13 protein-coding genes and 1 pseudogene are annotated in these 15,621 nt (G+C 73.0%); 13 read left to right on the plus strand and 1 reads right to left on the minus strand.

What is annotated here, in order from left to right:
* The first annotated feature begins 7 nt into the window (after positions 1-7).
* From thrS to AC1UE4_RS03415, 6 genes are all read left to right on the plus strand, one after another.
* Positions 8-1,924 carry a threonine--tRNA ligase gene (gene thrS, locus AC1UE4_RS03390; RefSeq protein WP_482915813.1) on the plus strand — a complete coding sequence of 639 codons (1,917 nt, stop codon included), beginning with the start codon at positions 8-10 and terminating at the stop codon, positions 1,922-1,924.
* A 46-nt stretch (positions 1,925-1,970) separates the two neighbouring features.
* Entirely contained in the window at positions 1,971-2,669 is a 699-nt protein-coding gene (infC, locus tag AC1UE4_RS03395) for a translation initiation factor IF-3 (protein WP_482915814.1), read from the plus strand.
* Positions 2,670-2,709: 40 nt separating this feature from the next.
* Complete coding sequence (locus AC1UE4_RS03400) at positions 2,710-4,182, plus strand: calcium-binding protein (protein ID WP_482915815.1); 1,473 nt, start codon at positions 2,710-2,712, stop codon at positions 4,180-4,182.
* 28 nt (positions 4,183-4,210) lie between these two features.
* Entirely contained in the window at positions 4,211-4,411 is a 201-nt protein-coding gene (rpmI, locus tag AC1UE4_RS03405; protein ID WP_482915816.1) for a 50S ribosomal protein L35, read from the plus strand.
* A gap of 4 nt (positions 4,412-4,415) precedes the next feature.
* Positions 4,416-4,781: a 50S ribosomal protein L20 gene (gene rplT / locus AC1UE4_RS03410; RefSeq protein ID WP_482915817.1), complete on the plus strand. Its 366-nt coding sequence runs from the start codon at positions 4,416-4,418 to the stop codon at positions 4,779-4,781.
* A gap of 260 nt (positions 4,782-5,041) precedes the next feature.
* Positions 5,042-5,488 carry a TrmH family RNA methyltransferase gene (locus tag AC1UE4_RS03415; protein ID WP_482915818.1) on the plus strand — a complete coding sequence of 149 codons (447 nt, stop codon included), beginning with the start codon at positions 5,042-5,044 and terminating at the stop codon, positions 5,486-5,488.
* Here the strand turns inward: AC1UE4_RS03415 and AC1UE4_RS03420 are convergent.
* Positions 5,485-6,117 (minus strand): hypothetical protein, encoded by a 633-nt coding sequence (locus AC1UE4_RS03420; RefSeq protein WP_482915819.1) that lies wholly within the window; start codon positions 6,115-6,117, stop codon positions 5,485-5,487. The genes AC1UE4_RS03415 and AC1UE4_RS03420 overlap by 4 nt on opposite strands.
* A 184-nt stretch (positions 6,118-6,301) precedes the next feature.
* Between AC1UE4_RS03420 and AC1UE4_RS03425 the strand changes: the two are divergent.
* The 7 genes and pseudogenes from AC1UE4_RS03425 to AC1UE4_RS03455 all read left to right on the plus strand — a co-directional run.
* Positions 6,302-7,528 (plus strand): annotated as a pseudogene (locus AC1UE4_RS03425) (HD-GYP domain-containing protein); the annotation flags it as partial.
* Positions 7,529-7,809: 281 nt separating this feature from the next.
* Entirely contained in the window at positions 7,810-8,877 is a 1,068-nt protein-coding gene (locus tag AC1UE4_RS03430) for a phenylalanine--tRNA ligase subunit alpha (RefSeq protein ID WP_482915820.1), read from the plus strand.
* Entirely contained in the window at positions 8,874-11,366 is a 2,493-nt protein-coding gene (gene pheT / locus AC1UE4_RS03435; RefSeq protein WP_482915821.1) for a phenylalanine--tRNA ligase subunit beta, read from the plus strand. Before AC1UE4_RS03430 ends, pheT begins: the two co-directional genes overlap by 4 nt.
* Positions 11,363-12,388 (plus strand): N-acetyl-gamma-glutamyl-phosphate reductase, encoded by a 1,026-nt coding sequence (argC, locus tag AC1UE4_RS03440; protein ID WP_482915822.1) that lies wholly within the window; start codon positions 11,363-11,365, stop codon positions 12,386-12,388. Before pheT ends, argC begins: the two co-directional genes overlap by 4 nt.
* Positions 12,385-13,617: a bifunctional glutamate N-acetyltransferase/amino-acid acetyltransferase ArgJ gene (gene argJ / locus AC1UE4_RS03445; protein WP_482915823.1), complete on the plus strand. Its 1,233-nt coding sequence runs from the start codon at positions 12,385-12,387 to the stop codon at positions 13,615-13,617. The genes argC and argJ overlap by 4 nt, the downstream gene beginning before the upstream one ends.
* The gene (gene argB, locus AC1UE4_RS03450) at positions 13,614-14,477 is read left to right on the plus strand and encodes an acetylglutamate kinase (RefSeq protein WP_482915824.1); all 864 of its coding nucleotides are present in this window, start codon (positions 13,614-13,616) and stop codon (positions 14,475-14,477) included. Before argJ ends, argB begins: the two co-directional genes overlap by 4 nt.
* Positions 14,477-15,610, plus strand: coding sequence for an aspartate aminotransferase family protein (locus tag AC1UE4_RS03455; protein ID WP_482915825.1), 1,134 nt, complete (start codon positions 14,477-14,479; stop codon positions 15,608-15,610). The genes argB and AC1UE4_RS03455 overlap by 1 nt, the downstream gene beginning before the upstream one ends.
* Positions 15,611-15,621 lie beyond the last annotated feature (11 nt).

A 15,621-nucleotide genomic window follows, 5' to 3' on the forward strand; every position in this document is an offset into this window, starting at 1 on the left:
ACGCGCGATGAAGGTCACGCTCCCCGACGGCAAGGCGCTCGAGCTCGAGGACGGCGCGACGGGCGCCGACGCGGCGGCGGCGATCGGCCCCGGCCTCGCGCGCGCCGCGCTGGCCGTCAAGCAGAACGGCGACCTGCGCGATCTCTCGGCCCCGCTGAACGAGGGCCCGATCGAGATCGTCACGCAGTCGAGCGACGAGGCGCTCGAGCTCGTCCGCCACGACACGGCGCACGTCCTCGCCACCGCGGTGATGGAGCTCTACCCGGGGGTGAAGATCTCGATCGGCCCCGCGATCGAGCACGGCTTCTACTACGACTTCGAGTTCCCCGACGGCGTCACCGTCTCGGACGCGGACTTCGAGCGCATCGAGCAGAAGATGCGCGAGCACGTCAAGGCCGACGAGCCGTTCGTGCGCGAGGACGTGACGGTCGAGCAGGCCCTGGAGCGCTTCCGCAACGAGGACCAGCCGTACAAGGTCGAGCTGATCGAGGACCTGATCGAGAACGAAGGCGTCAAGACGGTCAGCCTCTACACGAACGGCCCGTTCACCGACCTCTGCCGCGGCCCGCACGCGCCGACCACGAAGCGCATCAAGGCGTTCAAGCTGCAGTCCGTCGCCGGCGCGTACTGGCGCGGCGACGCGAACCGCCAGCAGCTCACCCGCATCTACGGCACCGCGTTCCTCTCCAAGGACGACCTCGAGCAGCACCTCCAGCGCCTCGAGGAGGCCAAGGCCCGCGACCACCGCAAGCTCGGCCGCGAGCTCGGGCTGTTCACGTTCTCCGAGCTGTCACCCGGCTCCGCGTTCTGGCTGCCGCCCGGCACGCACGTCTTCAACAAGCTCGTCGCGCTCTCGCGCGAGATGTGCGACCGCCACGGCTACACCGAGGTCAAGACGCCGCAGATCTACGACGCCGAGCTGTGGAAGACCTCGGGCCACTGGTTCAAGTACCGCGACAACATGTTCATCACCGAGGCCGAGGACAAGCCGATGGGCCTCAAGCCGATGAACTGCCCCGGCCACGCGCAGCTGTTCAAGATGCAGCAGTGGTCGTACCGCGACCTGCCGCAGCGCTACAGCGAGCCCGGCCTGCTGCACCGCAACGAGCTGTCCGGCACGCTTCACGGCCTCCTGCGCGTCCGCCACTTCGTGCAGGACGACGCCCACATCTTCTGCACCCACGACCAGGCCCTCGACGAGGCGAAGGCGTGCCTCGACATGGCGTTCGAGACCTACGCGCCGTTCGGCATCGAGGTGGCGCTGGAGCTGTCGACGCGGCCGGACAACCGCATGGGCGCCGACGAGCAGTGGGACGAGGCCGAGGCGCTGCTCGCCAAGGCGCTCGACGACAAGGGCCTCGAGTACACGATCAACGAGGGCGACGGCGCGTTCTACGGCCCGAAGATCGACCTCCACATGACCGACTCGCTCGGCCGCTCGTGGCAGCTCGGCACCGTGCAGATGGACTTCCAGCTGCCCGAGCAGTTCGACCTCACGTACACGGGCGCCGACAACGCCGAGCACCGCGCCGTGATGCTCCACCGCGCGCTCTTCGGCTCCTACGAGCGCTTCATCGGGATCTTGCTCGAGGACACGGCGGGGGAGCTGCCGGTGTGGCTGGCTCCGGTGCAGGCGATCGTCCTGCCGATCGCCGACCGCCACGCCGAGACCGCCCGCGGCGTGCAGCGGCAGCTCAAGGAGGCCGGAGTGCGCGCCGAGGTCGACGAGCGGACCGAGTCCGTGGGCCGCAAGATCCGCGACGCGGAGCTGCGGAAGGTGCCGTTCATGCTCGTCATCGGCGACCGCGAGGCCGAGCAGGGAACGGTCGCCGTCCGCGAGCACAAGGTCGGCGACACCGGCAGCGTGTCGGTCGAGGAGTTCGCTCGTCGCGTTCGTGACGAAGGGGCTGCCAGCAGGCGCTGACTCCGCTATGCTCGCCGTCGCTTGATGACACACACTGAAAGCTGATTTGCCGGTCCCGAGAAGGTTCGACCGGCGCCCGCCAGAGCGGGACACGACACGGATCAACGAGCGCATCCGCGTTCCGGAGGTCCGCCTCATCGACGAGACCGGCGCTCAGCTCGGCGTGATGCCGACTGACAAGGCGCTCCGGTACGCCCAGGACAAGGACCTCGACCTCGTCGAGGTCGCTCCCGAGGCCAAGCCTCCGGTGACGCGCGTCCTGGACTACTCGAAGTACAAGTACGAGCAGGCCCAGAAGGTCAAGCAGGCCAAGAAGCACCAGACGCAGATCGTCGTCCGGGAGATCAAGTTCCGCCCGAAGATCGCGGACCAGGACTACGAGACCAAGAAGCGCCACGTCGAGCGCTTCCTGCGCCACAAGGACAAGGTCAAGATCACGATCATGTTCCGCGGGCGCGAGGTCACGCACCCCGAGCGCGGCGAGCTCATCCTCAACCGCCTCGCGGAGGACCTGCAGGAGCTGGCGCAGATCGAGCAGCGGCCGCAGCAGGACGGGCGCAACATGACCATGATGCTCGGGCCGTCCAAGGCGGTCCTCAGCGGCGAGATCGCGCCGCCCGAGGACGACGTGGAGGATGGCGCCGACGGGGCGGAGGCCTCGGGCGACGGCGACAAGGCCAAGCCCAAGGAAGTCACGCCGGTCAAGGAACGCCCGCTCGGCAGCCCCGAGCAGCTCGCGGACTGACCGACCCGCAACTCTCCGACCGGAACCCGGTTGGAAGGGCATGCGGCTCGTCCCGGCCCTCGCCGTCCTCTTCGCCTTGATGATCGCCGTGCCGGCCTCCGCCGGCACGGTGTCCTTCTCCGGCCCGGCGCTGACCTTCAGCGCGGCGCCGGGGGAGCGCAACAGCGTCTCGATCTCCGTCTCGGGCTCGCGCATCCGCGTGACCGACACGACGGCCACGCCCTCGGCCGGCACCGGCTGCACGCTGTCGAGCCGGACCGTCTCGTGCCCCGTCGCGGGGCTGACCGACGTCGTCGCCGACCTCGGCGACCAGAACGACCGGGCCACGCTCGGCCGGTCGGTCACGCTGCGCGGCCGGCTGCTCGGCGGGGCGGGCAACGACACGTTGGCGAGCGGCTCGGGCGCCGACGAGCTCGACGGCGGCACGGGCTACGACACCGTCAGCTACTCGGGCCGCACGGACTCGGTGATCGCCTCGCTCGACGGCGTCGCCAACGACGGCCGCGAGGGAGAGGCGGACGACCTGCTCGCGATCGAGCGGCTCATCGGCGGCTCGAACCGCGACACGCTGACCGGCAGCCCCGGCCCCGACCGGCTCGACGGGCGCGGCAACGACGACCTCCTGGACGGGGGAGGGGGAGCGGACCTGCTCGTCGGCAACCGCGGCGACGACGCGATGGGCGGCGGCGACGGCGACGACCGCTTCCTCGCCGACCCGAGCTCGGACGGCGCCGACGTCATGACGGGCGGCCCCGGCCGCGACCGCGCGGACTACAGCGCCCGCCGCAGCGGCGTGGTCGTCGACGCCGACGGCCGCCAGGACGACGGCGACCGGCCCGGCGACCTGAACTTCGTCGACCCGGTCCCGGTGCTTCCCCTGCTCGCCTCGCTCGAGCGCGACCTCGTCCAGCCCGACGTCGAGACGCTGCGCGGCGGTCGCGGCGACGACGTGCTGGGTGCGTCGCCGCTCGGCGGCCAGCTCGTCGGCGGCGCGGGCACCGACGTGCTCATCGGCGGCGACGGGCAGGACACGTTCGACGGCGGCGACGGGTTCGACCGGATCGCGGCCCGCGACGAGCGCGGCGAGGGCATCCTCTGCGGCAAGCAGGTCGACCGCGCGTTCGTCGACGTGCTCGACCGGCCGGCGGGCGACTGCGAGCACGTCGCCACGCGCTTCGCCGTCGGTCTCGAGGCGGTCGACCGCATCGCCGGCGCCGACGGCGCGGTCGTCGTGCGGGTGAGCTGCCCCGGCCAGGTGTCGGTCCGCTGCGCCGGCTCGATCCGCCTCACCACGCTGCGGCGGATCAACGGCCGGCAGGTGACCGCGGGCATCAAGTCGTTCAGCACCGCCGGCGGGACGAGCGCCGACGTGACGATCCCCATCTCGGCCGCCGGGCGCGACGCGCTGACCCGGTTCGGGGGCGCGACGCGCGTGCGCGCGGTCGCGCGCCCGCGTGACGAGGCGGGCCCCGGACGCGCGTCCGCGGTGCAGTTCGTGCTCCGGGCCGGCTGAACCCGGCTCGCTACACTCCCTCGCCGCGATGCCCAAGCAGAAGACCCACAGCGGCGCGAAGAAGCGCTTCAAGCTCACCGGGAAGGGCAAGGTCAAGATGCGTCACGCGATGACCTCCCACAACCTGGGCAAGAAGTCCTCGAAGCGCAAGCGGAAGCTCGGCCGCGACGTCCTCGTCGCCGCTCCGCAGGCTGCCACGGCTCGCAAGCTGCTGGGCAGGGGGAAGTAGCCAGATGACCCGCGTCAAGCGCAGCGTCCACGCCAAGAAGAAGCGGCGCGCCGTCCTCGAGCGAGCCAAGGGCTTCCGCGGCGGCGGCTCGAAGAAGTACCGGCAGGCGAAGGAAGCCGTCATGAAGGCGGAGACCTACGCGTACCGGGACCGCCGCAACCGCAAGCGCGACTTCCGCCGCCTCTGGATCACCCGCATCAACGCCGCCGCGCGCCTCAACGGCCTGAACTACAACCAGTTCATCAGCGGCCTGCAGAAGGCGGGCATCGAGGTGGACCGCAAGGTCCTCGCCGACCTGGCGGTGCGCGACCCCGAGGCCTTCGCCGGCCTCGCCGAGGCGGCCAAGGCCGCCAACGGCGCCGCAGCCTGATCTCCAGCGCCGACAACGCGAAGCTGAAGCTCGTCCGGCGCCTCGCGCGGGGCGCCGACAAGGACCGCCGTCTCCTCCTCGCCGAGGGGCAGGACCTGCTCGCGGCCGCCGACGAGGCGGGCTGGCAGCCGGTCGAACGGCTCGTCGCCGCGGGCAGCGGCCTGCGCGGCAGCGAGGTCGAGCCCTCGCTGCTGGCGAAGGCGTCGACGCTCGGCTCCGGGACGCGCGCGCTCGCCGTCTACGAGCAGCGCTGGTCGGCCGTGCCGCTCGGCCCGGTGTGCGTGGCGCTCTTCGGCGTCGGCGACCCCGGCAACGTCGGCACGATCCTGCGCGGGGCGCTCGCGTTCGGCGCGCACAGCGTCGCGATCGGGCCGGGCACGGCGGACCCGTTCGGGCCCAAGGCGGTCCGCGCGTCGATGGGCGCGGCGTTCGCGGTCCCCGTCGCGCGCGTCACGGGCGTCGACGACCTACCGCAGCCTCGGATCGCGCTCGTCGCGCGCGCCGGCGAGCCGCTTCTCGGCCCGCTTGCGCAGGCCACGCTGCTCGTCGGCGCCGAGCGCGACGGGCTGCCGGCCGACGTCGTCGACCGGTGCGAGCGGACCGCGCACATCCCCATCGAGGGGGCGTCGGAGTCGCTCAACGCGGCGATGGCCGCGACGGTTGCCCTCTACGAGGTGACCGCCGCGAGATCGCGTCGCGCGGGCTAGCCGCGGAAGTACGGGTCGACGAAGACGTCGTCGACCGTCCAGGTGCCCGCCACGGAGGTCAGGCGGATGGTCATCGGCGCCTCGCCGCCGGAGACCGTGGCGCCGAGCGCCGAGAACGTCAGGAGGACGCCGCTGGGCGTCCACTTCGAGCTGGGCATGACGACGCCCGCGGGCACCGCGATGTTGCCGAGCAGGGTGTCGCGGTACAGGACCTCGGCCTTCAGCATCGGCGCGAGCCCGAGCAGGCCGCCCGAGGACTTCACGAAGAAGCGGAAGCTCGGGTACGCGGCGTTGACGCACGTGGGCGGCGAGACCGCCGAGCCGCCGGCGGGGATGCTCAGCGACGACGCGCCGGTCGCGCCGGTCGCGGCGAACGGCTCGCTGCCGGCGGCCCGCTTGGCGCCGCCCGAGAGCGTCCACCCGTGGTCACCCTCGAAGTCGCCGCCGGGCGCCAGCTTGTAGAGGGCGTCGTCGCCCCACGGCGCGAACGGCGTGGAGAGCGGAGCGTCGTCGCAGGGCGACGTCTCGAAGAGCGCGGCGTTGGCCGATGCGGCCGGCAGGGCCGCGACGACGGCGATCGCGGCAGCGGCCGTGCGCCGGACGCGACGACGGCTCCTGGTGAATGGCACTGGGAGGTTCCTTCCGTGGAGAGAGAGCCTGCGAGGCGCCGTGTGTCCTTGGCGCGTTCGCAGTGGTGTGCTCCATCGGCGCGACGCACCGGGAACGAAACCCTCGTTGGACGCATGTTCCGAGCGTCGTCTTCGCGCTCCGCTCCAGTTCCACGCGCGAACGCCGACGAACCAGGGGATCTCCGTGGCCGCCATCGATCTCGATCCAGACGTCGAAGCGCTCCTGCGCGGCTCGGCGCCGCGCCGCGCGCAGCCGCTCGCCGGCCGCGAGCGGATCGCCGAGGTCGTCTTCGCCGTCGGCCTCGTCGCGGCCGTCATCGCGCTCCAGGCGCTGTTCCCCGACCGCCCGCGGGCGGGCGACCTCACGCTGGCGATCGCGCTCGTGCCGGCCTACGCCGCCGCCCGCCGCATGCAGTTCAGCGTCGGCGCGGGCGGCACCGCTCCGGTCGAGCTCGTGCTCGTCCCGATGCTGCTGCTGCTCGATCCCGCGGCGGTCCCGCTGCTCGTCGCCGCCGGCATGGCGATCGCCCGCCTGCCCGAGTACGTCCGCGGCGAGGTCCACCCGGACCGCATCCTCCTGCAGGTCTCCGACGCCTGGTACACGCTGGCGCCGGCCGCGCTCATCGCCGCGTTCGGCCACGCGCACCCGGACCTCGCGCAGTGGCCGCTCTACCTGGCCGTGCTCGCCTCGCAGTTCGCGCTGGACGCCGTGAGCGGAATGGGCCGCGAGTGGCTCGCGTCCGGCACCGCGCCGCGGCTGCAGCTCGAGCTCATGGGCATCGTCTTCGCCGTCGACGCCGCGCTGGCGCCGATCGGGCTGATGGCCGCGCTGCTCGCCGACGACACGCCCGCCGCGCTGCTGCTGGCCATGCCGCTCCTGTGGCTGCTCGTCGTCCTGCGCAACGAGCGCGAGCGCCGCATCGAGGGCACGCTCGCCCTGAGCGAGGCCTACCGCGGCACCGCGATCCTCATGGGCGAGATGCTCGAGGCCGACGACGCCTACACCGGCGGCGAGCACTCGCGCGGGGTCGTCGCGCTCGCCATCGCCACGGGCCGCGAGGTCGGCCTGACCGGGCGCGAGCAGCGCAACCTCGAGTTCGGCGCGCTGCTCCACGACATCGGCAAGCTGCTGACCCCGAACGAGATCCTCAACAAGCCCGGCAAGCTGACCGACGAGGAGTGGGCGGTCATCCGCCGCCACCCCGAGGACGGCCAGCGCATGCTCGACCGCATCGGCGGCGTGCTCGCCGAGGTCGGCCTGACGGTCCGCGGCCACCACGAGCGCTGGGACGGCGGCGGGTACCCCGACGGCCTGGCCGGGGAGGCGATCCCGCTGGCGGCGCGCATCATCGGCGTGTGCGACGCCGTCAACGCCATGACGACGAACCGCTCCTACCGCCGGGCGATGCCGATGGACACGGCGATCGCCGAGCTGCGCCGGTGCTCCGGCAGCCAGTTCGACCCGGCCGTCGTGGACGCCGTCTGCGCGGTGGTCGAGCGCGAGCGCCAAAGGGCGTTCGTCGCGCCGCTCGCGGCGTGAGCGCCCTTCTGCTTGAATGAGCAAGCAGATGGGCACGCGCACCCGTACCTTCCGATTCCGCCGTACGACGGCCCGCGGGGGACCGGCGGCGTAGCGCGCTGCTTGATCCATCACTCCCGCGGGCGCCCAACGAGGCGCCCTTTTTCGTTCCCGTGAGCACCGACCAACCGATCACCACCCGCATCAGCGAGCTGCGCAGCGAGGCCGAGACGGCGATCGCCGCCGCGGCCGACACCGCCGCGCTCGAGGAGCTGCGCGTCCGCTTCCTCGGCCGCAAGGCCGAGCTGCCGAACCTGCTGCGCGGCGTCGCGCAGCTCCCGCCGGAGGAGCGCGGCCAGGTTGGCCGCGCCGCCAACGAGGCGCGCAAGGCGCTCGAAGCGCTCGTCGACGACCGGGTGCAGCAGCTCGAGGCAAGCGAGCTCGACGTCCGCCTCGCCGCCGACCGCGTCGACGTCACGCTGCCGGCCGCGCCGGCGCAGCCGGTCGGGCGGCTGCACATCCTCACCGCGACGCGGCGCGAGATCGAGGACGTCTTCCTCGGCCTCGGCTTCGACGTGATGGAGGGTCCCGAGGTCGACCACGTCTACTACAACTTCGACTCGCTCAACCACGCGCCGACGCACCCCGCGCGCGCGTGGACGGACACGTTCTACGTCGCGGACGACATCGTCCTGCGGACGCACACGTCGCCGATGCAGACGCGCGCGATGCAGGAGCACCCGCCGCCGCTCTACATCGTCATCCCCGGCCGCGTGTACCGGCGCGACAGCGACGCCACGCACACGCCGCAGTTCCACCAGGTCGAGGGGCTCGCGGTCGACGAGGACGTCACGCTCGCCGACCTCAAGGGGACGCTGCTCGCGTTCGCCCGCGCGCTGTTCGGCGACGAGCGCGAGGTCCGGCTGCGCCCGCACTTCTTCCCGTTCACGGAGCCGAGCGTCGAGGTCGACGTCTCGTGCTTCAACTGCAAGGACGGGTTCCTGCGCGACGGCTCGCGCTGCCCGCTGTGCAAGGGCGAGGGCTGGATCGAGATCCTCGGCGCCGGCGAGGTCGACCCGAACGTCTTCGCGTACGTGCGCGAGCACGGCTACGACCCCGAGCGCGTCCAGGGCTTCGCCTTCGGCATGGGGATCGAGCGGATCGCGTTCCTCAAGCACGGCGTGCCGGACCTGCGGATGTTCTTCGAGAACGACCTGCGGATGCTGGAGCAGTTCGGATGAGGGTCCCGCGGTCGTGGCTCGACGAGCTGTGCCCGTCGCCGCTCGGCTCGCGCGCGCTCGGCGAGGCGCTGACGATGACCGGCACGAAGCTCGAGGCCGTCCACCACCACGGCGTGGCGGGGCTCGAGGAGTTCGTCGTCGGCAAGGTCCTCGACGCCTCGCAGCATCCCGACGCCGACCGGCTGACCGTCTGCCGCGTCGACGTCGGCGGCGAGGAGCGCCAGATCGTCTGCGGCGCGCCGAACGTCGCCACCGGCCAGACCGTGGCGGTCGCCGGGCCGGGCGCGATCATGCCCGACGGCACGCGCCTGAAGAAGGCGAAGCTGCGCGGCGTCGAGTCGGTGGGGATGATCCTCGCCGAGGACGAGCTCGCCATCGGCACCGACCACCACGGGATCATGGTGCTCGACGACGCGATCCCCGCGGGCACGCCGCTCGAGCAGGTGCTGCCGATCAGCACCGAGGTGCTCGAGCTCGAGATCACGCCGAACCGCCCCGACTGCCTCGGCGTCTACGGCGTCGCGCGGGAAGTCCACGCGACGACCGGCGCGCCGCTCGCGGCGCCGCCGTGGGCCGACGACCCCGGCACGCCCGGCGAGATCGACGGCGTGTCGGTCGAGGTCGCGGTGCCGGACCTGTGCCCGCGCTTCACCGCGCGCGTCTTCGAGGACGTGACGATCGGCGAGTCGCCCGCGTGGCTGAAGGCGCGCCTGTCCGCGGCCGGCCAGCGCCCGATCAACAACGTCGTCGACATCACGAACTACGTGATGCTCCTCACCGGGCATCCGCTGCACGCGTTCGACCTCGACCGCGTCGCCGGGCAGAAGCTCGTCGTGCGCGCCGCGCGCGAGGGCGAGACGATCGACACGCTCGACGGGCAGACGCGCACGCTGCGGGCCGGCGAGATCGTCATCGACGACGCCGACGGCCCGACGTCGCTGGCCGGCGTCATGGGCGGCGCGCGGTCCGAGGTCGCCGAGGACACGACGCGCGTGCTGATGGAGGTCGCGTCCTGGCACGCGCCGACGATCCAGCGCACGTCGACGCGGCTCGGGCTGCGGTCCGAGGCGAGCGGCCGCTTCGAGAAGGGGCTCAGCGTCCGGCAGACGATGGACGCGCAGGCGGTCGCGGCGCAGTTGATGGTCGAGCTGTGCGGCGCGACGCTCGTGCCGGGCACGATCGACGTCGGCGGTCCCGGCGAGGACCCGCCGCCCGTCACGCTGCGGCCGGACCGCACGAACGAGCTGCTCGGCACCGACATCGACGCCGACCGGCAGGCCGCGATCCTGCGGTCGCTCGAGTTCGACGTGCGGCTCGGCGGGGTCGGCGGGGACGGCGCCATGAGCGTCGTCGTCCCGCACTTCCGCTGGCAGGACGTCACGCGCGAGGCCGACCTCGTCGAGGAGGTCGCGCGCATCGACGGCGTCGACAAGCTGCCCGCGACGCTGCCGTCGCGGCGCGGCGCCTCCGGCCGCTTGACGTTCGCGCAGCGCGTCCAGCGCCGCGCCGAGGACGCGCTCGTCGGCCGCGGCCTGCACGAGGTCGTCGGCTGGTCGTTCACCGAGCCGACCGTCGCCGACCGGCTGCGCCTGCCCGCCGGCGATCCGCGCCGCGGGTTCGTCCGCATCGCGAACCCGATGTCCGAGGACCAGAGCGTCCTGCGCACGACCCTGCTCGGCTCGCTGCTCGACGCCGCCCGGTTCAACGCCGCGCGCGGCCGCGCCGACCTGGCGCTGTTCGAGAGCGGGTCGATCTACCTCTCGCACGGGCCGGCCGACGACGCGGCGCTGATCACCCCCGATGGCGACCCCTTGCGCGACCTGCGGCCGGGGCTGCCCGACGACGCGCGCCTGCCGCTCGAGCGCCACGCGCTCGGCGGCCTGCTCACCGGCCGGGTCGCGCCGAGCGAGTGGCGCTCCGGCGACGCGGCGACGTGGGACTTCTTCGCCGGCAAGGGCGTCGTCGCGGCGGTGCTCGACACCGTGCGGGTCGAGTGGGACGTGCGCCCGGACGCGCCGCACCCGTTCCTCCATCCCGGCCGCGCCGCGCGCGTGTACGCGGGGGAGACGGAGCTCGGCTGGCTCGGCGAGCTGCACCCGCTCGTCGCGCGCGCGTGGGACCTCGACGCCGCCGTCGTCTTCGAGCTCGACCTCGGCCTCATCGCCGACGGCGCGCCCGAGGACCTGCCGTACCGTGATGTGACGACGTTCCCCGCGGTCAACCAGGACCTGGCCGTCGTGCTCGGCGAGGACGTGCCGGCCGCCGACGTCATCGCGACGGTCCGCGAGGCGGCGGGCAGGCTGCTCGAGCGCGCGGAGGTCTTCGACGTCTACCGCGGCGCGCAGGCCGGCGAGGGCCGCAAGTCGCTCGCGCTGCACCTCGCGTTCCGTGCGCCCGACCGCACGCTCACCGAGGACGAGGTGCGCAAGCCGGTCGAGAAGGCCGTCGCCGCGCTCGCCGACCGCTTCGGGGCGGAGCAGCGCGCATGACGCCGACCGTCATCGTCGCCGGCGCCTCGGGCTACGCGGGCGCGCTCGCCGCGAAGATCCTGCATGAGCACCCCGGCTTCGAGCTCGTCGGCGTGACCTCGCGCAGCGACGCGGGCGTGCGGCTCGACGAGCTCTACCCGTACCACCGCGTACCGCTCGTCCTCGACGCGTTCGACGTCGAGCACCACGGCACGGTCGACGCCGCGGTCGTCGCCTACCCCCACGGCGCGTCGGCGCCGACGGTCGCCGAGCTGCACGAACGCGGCGTGCGCGTGGTGGATCTCTCCGCGGACTTCCGGCTGACGGACCCCGCGGTCTATGCCGACTGGTACGGGGAGCACGGCGCGCCCGGCCTCTTCGGCCACGCCGTCTACGGCCTGCCCGAGCTCTACCGCGACCGCATCGGCGACGCCCACATCGTCGCCAACCCCGGCTGCTACCCGACGGCGACGCTGCTCGGCCTCGCCCCGCTCGCCCGCGCCGGGCTCATCGACGACGTCGTGGTCGACGCGAAGTCGGGCGTCTCGGGCGCGGGGCGCTCGGCGACGCAGAAGACGCACTTCGTGACCGTCGACGAGAACATGAACGCGTACGGGATCGGCCGGCACCGGCACACGCCGGAGATCGACCAGGAGCTCGCGGCGCTCGGCGCCGACGTGCGCACGCTCTTCACGCCGCACCTCATCCCGCTCGACCAGGGCGAGCTCGTCTCCTGCTACGTCACGCCGCCGCGGCCGGTGGAGCAGGCCGAGCTCGACGAGCTGTTCACCGCCGCCTACGCCGACGAGCCGTTCGTCGAGCTGGCGACGGCGGCGCCCGGCGTCCGCGACGTGCGCGACACGAACCTGTGCCGGGTGCTCGCCCGCGCGGACGCGCGCACCGGGAAGCTCATGGTGTTCAGCGCGATCGACAACCTCTGGAAGGGCGCGGCGAGCCAGGCGGTCCAGAACCTCAACCTCATGTTCGGCCTCGAGGAGACCGTGGGACTCGGGCCGACGGCGACCGCCGTGGAGACCGTGTGACCGCCGCGTTCGCCTCGCGGTGGGTCGAGCAGCCCGCGCACGTGCGCGACGTGCCCGACGCCGAGCGGCTGCCCGCGGGCTTCCGCGCCTCGGGCGTCCACGCCGGCATCAAGCCGGAGGGCCTCGACCTGGGGCTGCTCGTCTGCGACGTGCCGGACGCCACGAGCGCGGCGCGGTTCACGCGCTCGGCGGTCCAGGCGGCGCCGGTCCAGGTCACGCGCGAGCGCGCGCAGCTCGACGCGATCCGCGCCGTGGCCGCGAACTCGGGGAACGCGAACGCGGCGACCGGCCGGCCCGGCCTCGACGAGGCGGCGCGCATGCAGGGCGCGGCCGGCATGGCGTCCGGCGTGCCCGAGTCGCGCGTCGCGGTGTGCTCGACGGGCGTCATCGGCGTGCAGCTCGACGGCCAGTCGGTCGTCCGCGGGCTGCTGCGCGCGAGCGGCGAGCTGCGGCCCGACGGCGCGCTGGACTTCGCCCACGCGATCCGCACGACGGACGGGAACGACAAGCACGTCGCGCAGGAGGTCGGCCTGCCGGGCGGCACGGTGCGGCTGACCGCGCAGGCCAAGGGCGCGGGGATGATCCAGCCGTCGTTCGCGACGATGCTCTGCTTCGTCCAGACCGACGCGAAGCTCTCTGCCGAGACGTGCGACCTGCTCCTCGGCGTCTGCGTCAAGCGCTCGTTCGATCGCATCTCCGTCGACGGCCAGCTCTCCACGAACGACACGGCGATCCTCATGGCGTCCGGCGCGAGCGGCGTGGAGGTGGCGCCCGAGTCCGAGGCGGAGCTGCGCTTCGGCGAGGCGCTCGACGCCCTGCTCCGCCGGCTGGCGCTGCTGATCGTCCGCGACGGTGAGGGCGCCCGGCGCGTCGGTCGCGTCGTCGCGCGCGGGGGCGACGACAGCGCGGTCGAACGCGTCGCGCGGTCGGTCGCCAACTCGCCGCTCGTCAAGACCGCGATCTACGGCGGCGACCCGAACTGGGGCCGCATCGCGCAGGCCGTCGGACAGGCGATGCCGCAGAACGGGACCGCCTCGCTGCCGTTCGACGTTCGCGTCGAGGGCACGCTCGTGTGCTCGAACGGCATGGCGACCGGCGAGGCGGCGCAGTTCGCTTCCGACGAGGTGGAGATCGAGGTCGCGCTGCCGGGGGACGGCTCGGAGACCGAGGTCTTCTTCAGCGACCTCGGGCACGAGTACATCACCATCAACGCGGACTACACGACGTGATCGAGGCCTCCAACACCTCCGTCCAGACGCTCCTCGAGGCGCTTCCGTACATCCGGGAGTTCCACGGCCGGACCGTCGTCATCAAGTACGGCGGCGCCGCGATGGACGACCCCGGCCTGCGCGAGGAGTTCGCGCGCGACGTGGTGCTCCTGAAGTACGTCGGGCTGAACCCGATCGTCGTGCACGGCGGCGGGCCCGAGATCACCGCGTACATGCAGAAGCTCGACATCCCGGTCGAGTTCGTCGGCGGCCTGCGCGTCAGCGACGCGCAGACGGTCGAGGTCGCGAAGATGGTGCTCGTCGGCAAGGTCAACAAGGACATCGTCCTGCGGCTCAACCGCCACGGGCAGTCGGCGGTCGGGCTGAGCGGCGACGACGGGCAGCTCTTCCGCGCCTCGCGGCTGGCGGCGCCGGGCGGCGAGGACATCGGCTGGGTCGGCAAGATCGACCGCGTCGACGTCGACGTCATCCGCCACATCGCGCAGGACTACATCCCGGTCATCGCGTCGATCGGGGCCGACCGCGAGGGCAACTCGTACAACGTCAACGCCGACGAGGCGGCCGCCGCGGTCGCCCGCGCGCTCGGGGCGTACAAGCTCATCTTCCTGACCGACGTCGAGGGCTGGCGGCGCGATGCGTCGGACCCGAAGTCGCTCGTGTCCGAGGCGGGCGCCGACGAGGTCGAGCAGGCGCTCGACGGGATCTTCGGCGGCATGCGCCCGAAGCTCCAGGCGTGCCTCGACGCGATCCACGGCGGCGTGTCGTTCGCGCACATCATCGACGGGCGCGTCCCGCACTCGCTGCTGCTCGAGCTGTTCACCGACGCCGGCGTCGGCACGAAGATCAGGCCGGCCGGCTGATGGCCGGCGAGCACCTGCTGAAGACCTACGCGCGGTTCCCGGTCGAGTTCGTCCGCGGGTCCGGCGCGCAGCTGTGGGACAGCGAGGGGAACGAGCACCTCGACTTCCTGAGCGGCATCAGCGTGTCGTCGGTGGGGCACTGCCACCCGGATGTCGTCGCGGCGATCCGGGAGCAGGCGGGCGAGCTGCTCCACGTCGGCAACCTCTACTTCAACGCGCCGATGGCGACGCTGGCCGACCGGTTGGCGCTCGGCTCGCTCGGCGGCGGGGTCTTCTTCACGAACTCGGGCGCCGAAGCGGTCGAGGCGGCGCTGAAGCTCGTGCGCAAGGCGAAGCAGGGTGGCGAGATCGTCGTCGCGCGCGGCGCGTTCCACGGGCGTACGTACGGCGCGCTGTCGGCGACGCCGCAGGAGACCAAGCAGGCGCCGTTCGCGCCGCTCGTGCCGGGGTTCGTCGCGGTCGAGCCGGTTGCCGACGCGATCGCCGGCGCCGTTCACGACGGGACGGCCGCGGTCGTGCTCGAGGTCATCCAAGGCGAGTCGGGCGTTCACGTGCTGGCCGACGAGACGTTGCGCGCGGCCCGTGAGGCGTGCGACCGCGTCGGTGCGGCGCTGGTGTTCGACGAGATCCAGACGGGCCTGGCACGCACGGGAACGCTGTGGGCCTACGAGCACTCGGGCGTCGTGCCCGACGCGATCACGACCGCGAAGGCGCTGGGCGGCGGGCTGCCGATCGGCGCCCTGATCACCGGCGAGCGGCTGCGCGACGTGCTCGAGCCCGGGGACCACGGATCGACGTTCGCCGGCGGGCCGGTCGTCGCCGCGGCGGCCCATGCGGTCCTCGACGTCCTCGAGGATCCCGCCCTGCACGCGCGGATCCGCGAGCTGGGGGAGCGGCTGCGCGAACGCCTCGCGGACCTCCCCGGTGTCGTGAACGTCCGCGGCCGCGGGCTCATGAACGCGTTCGACCTCCAGGCCGGCGGCGCACCCGACATCGCCCGCCGCGCGCTCCTCGAGCAGCGCCTCGTCGTCAACGCCACCGGGCCGGCCACGATCCGCCTCCTCCCGCCGCTCGTCATCGGCGAGGGCGAGATCGACGAGGCGGTCGGTCGGCTCGGAATGCTGCTCGTCTAGGCTCCTGCACC

It is taken from the genome of Parviterribacter kavangonensis (assembly GCF_056863335.1).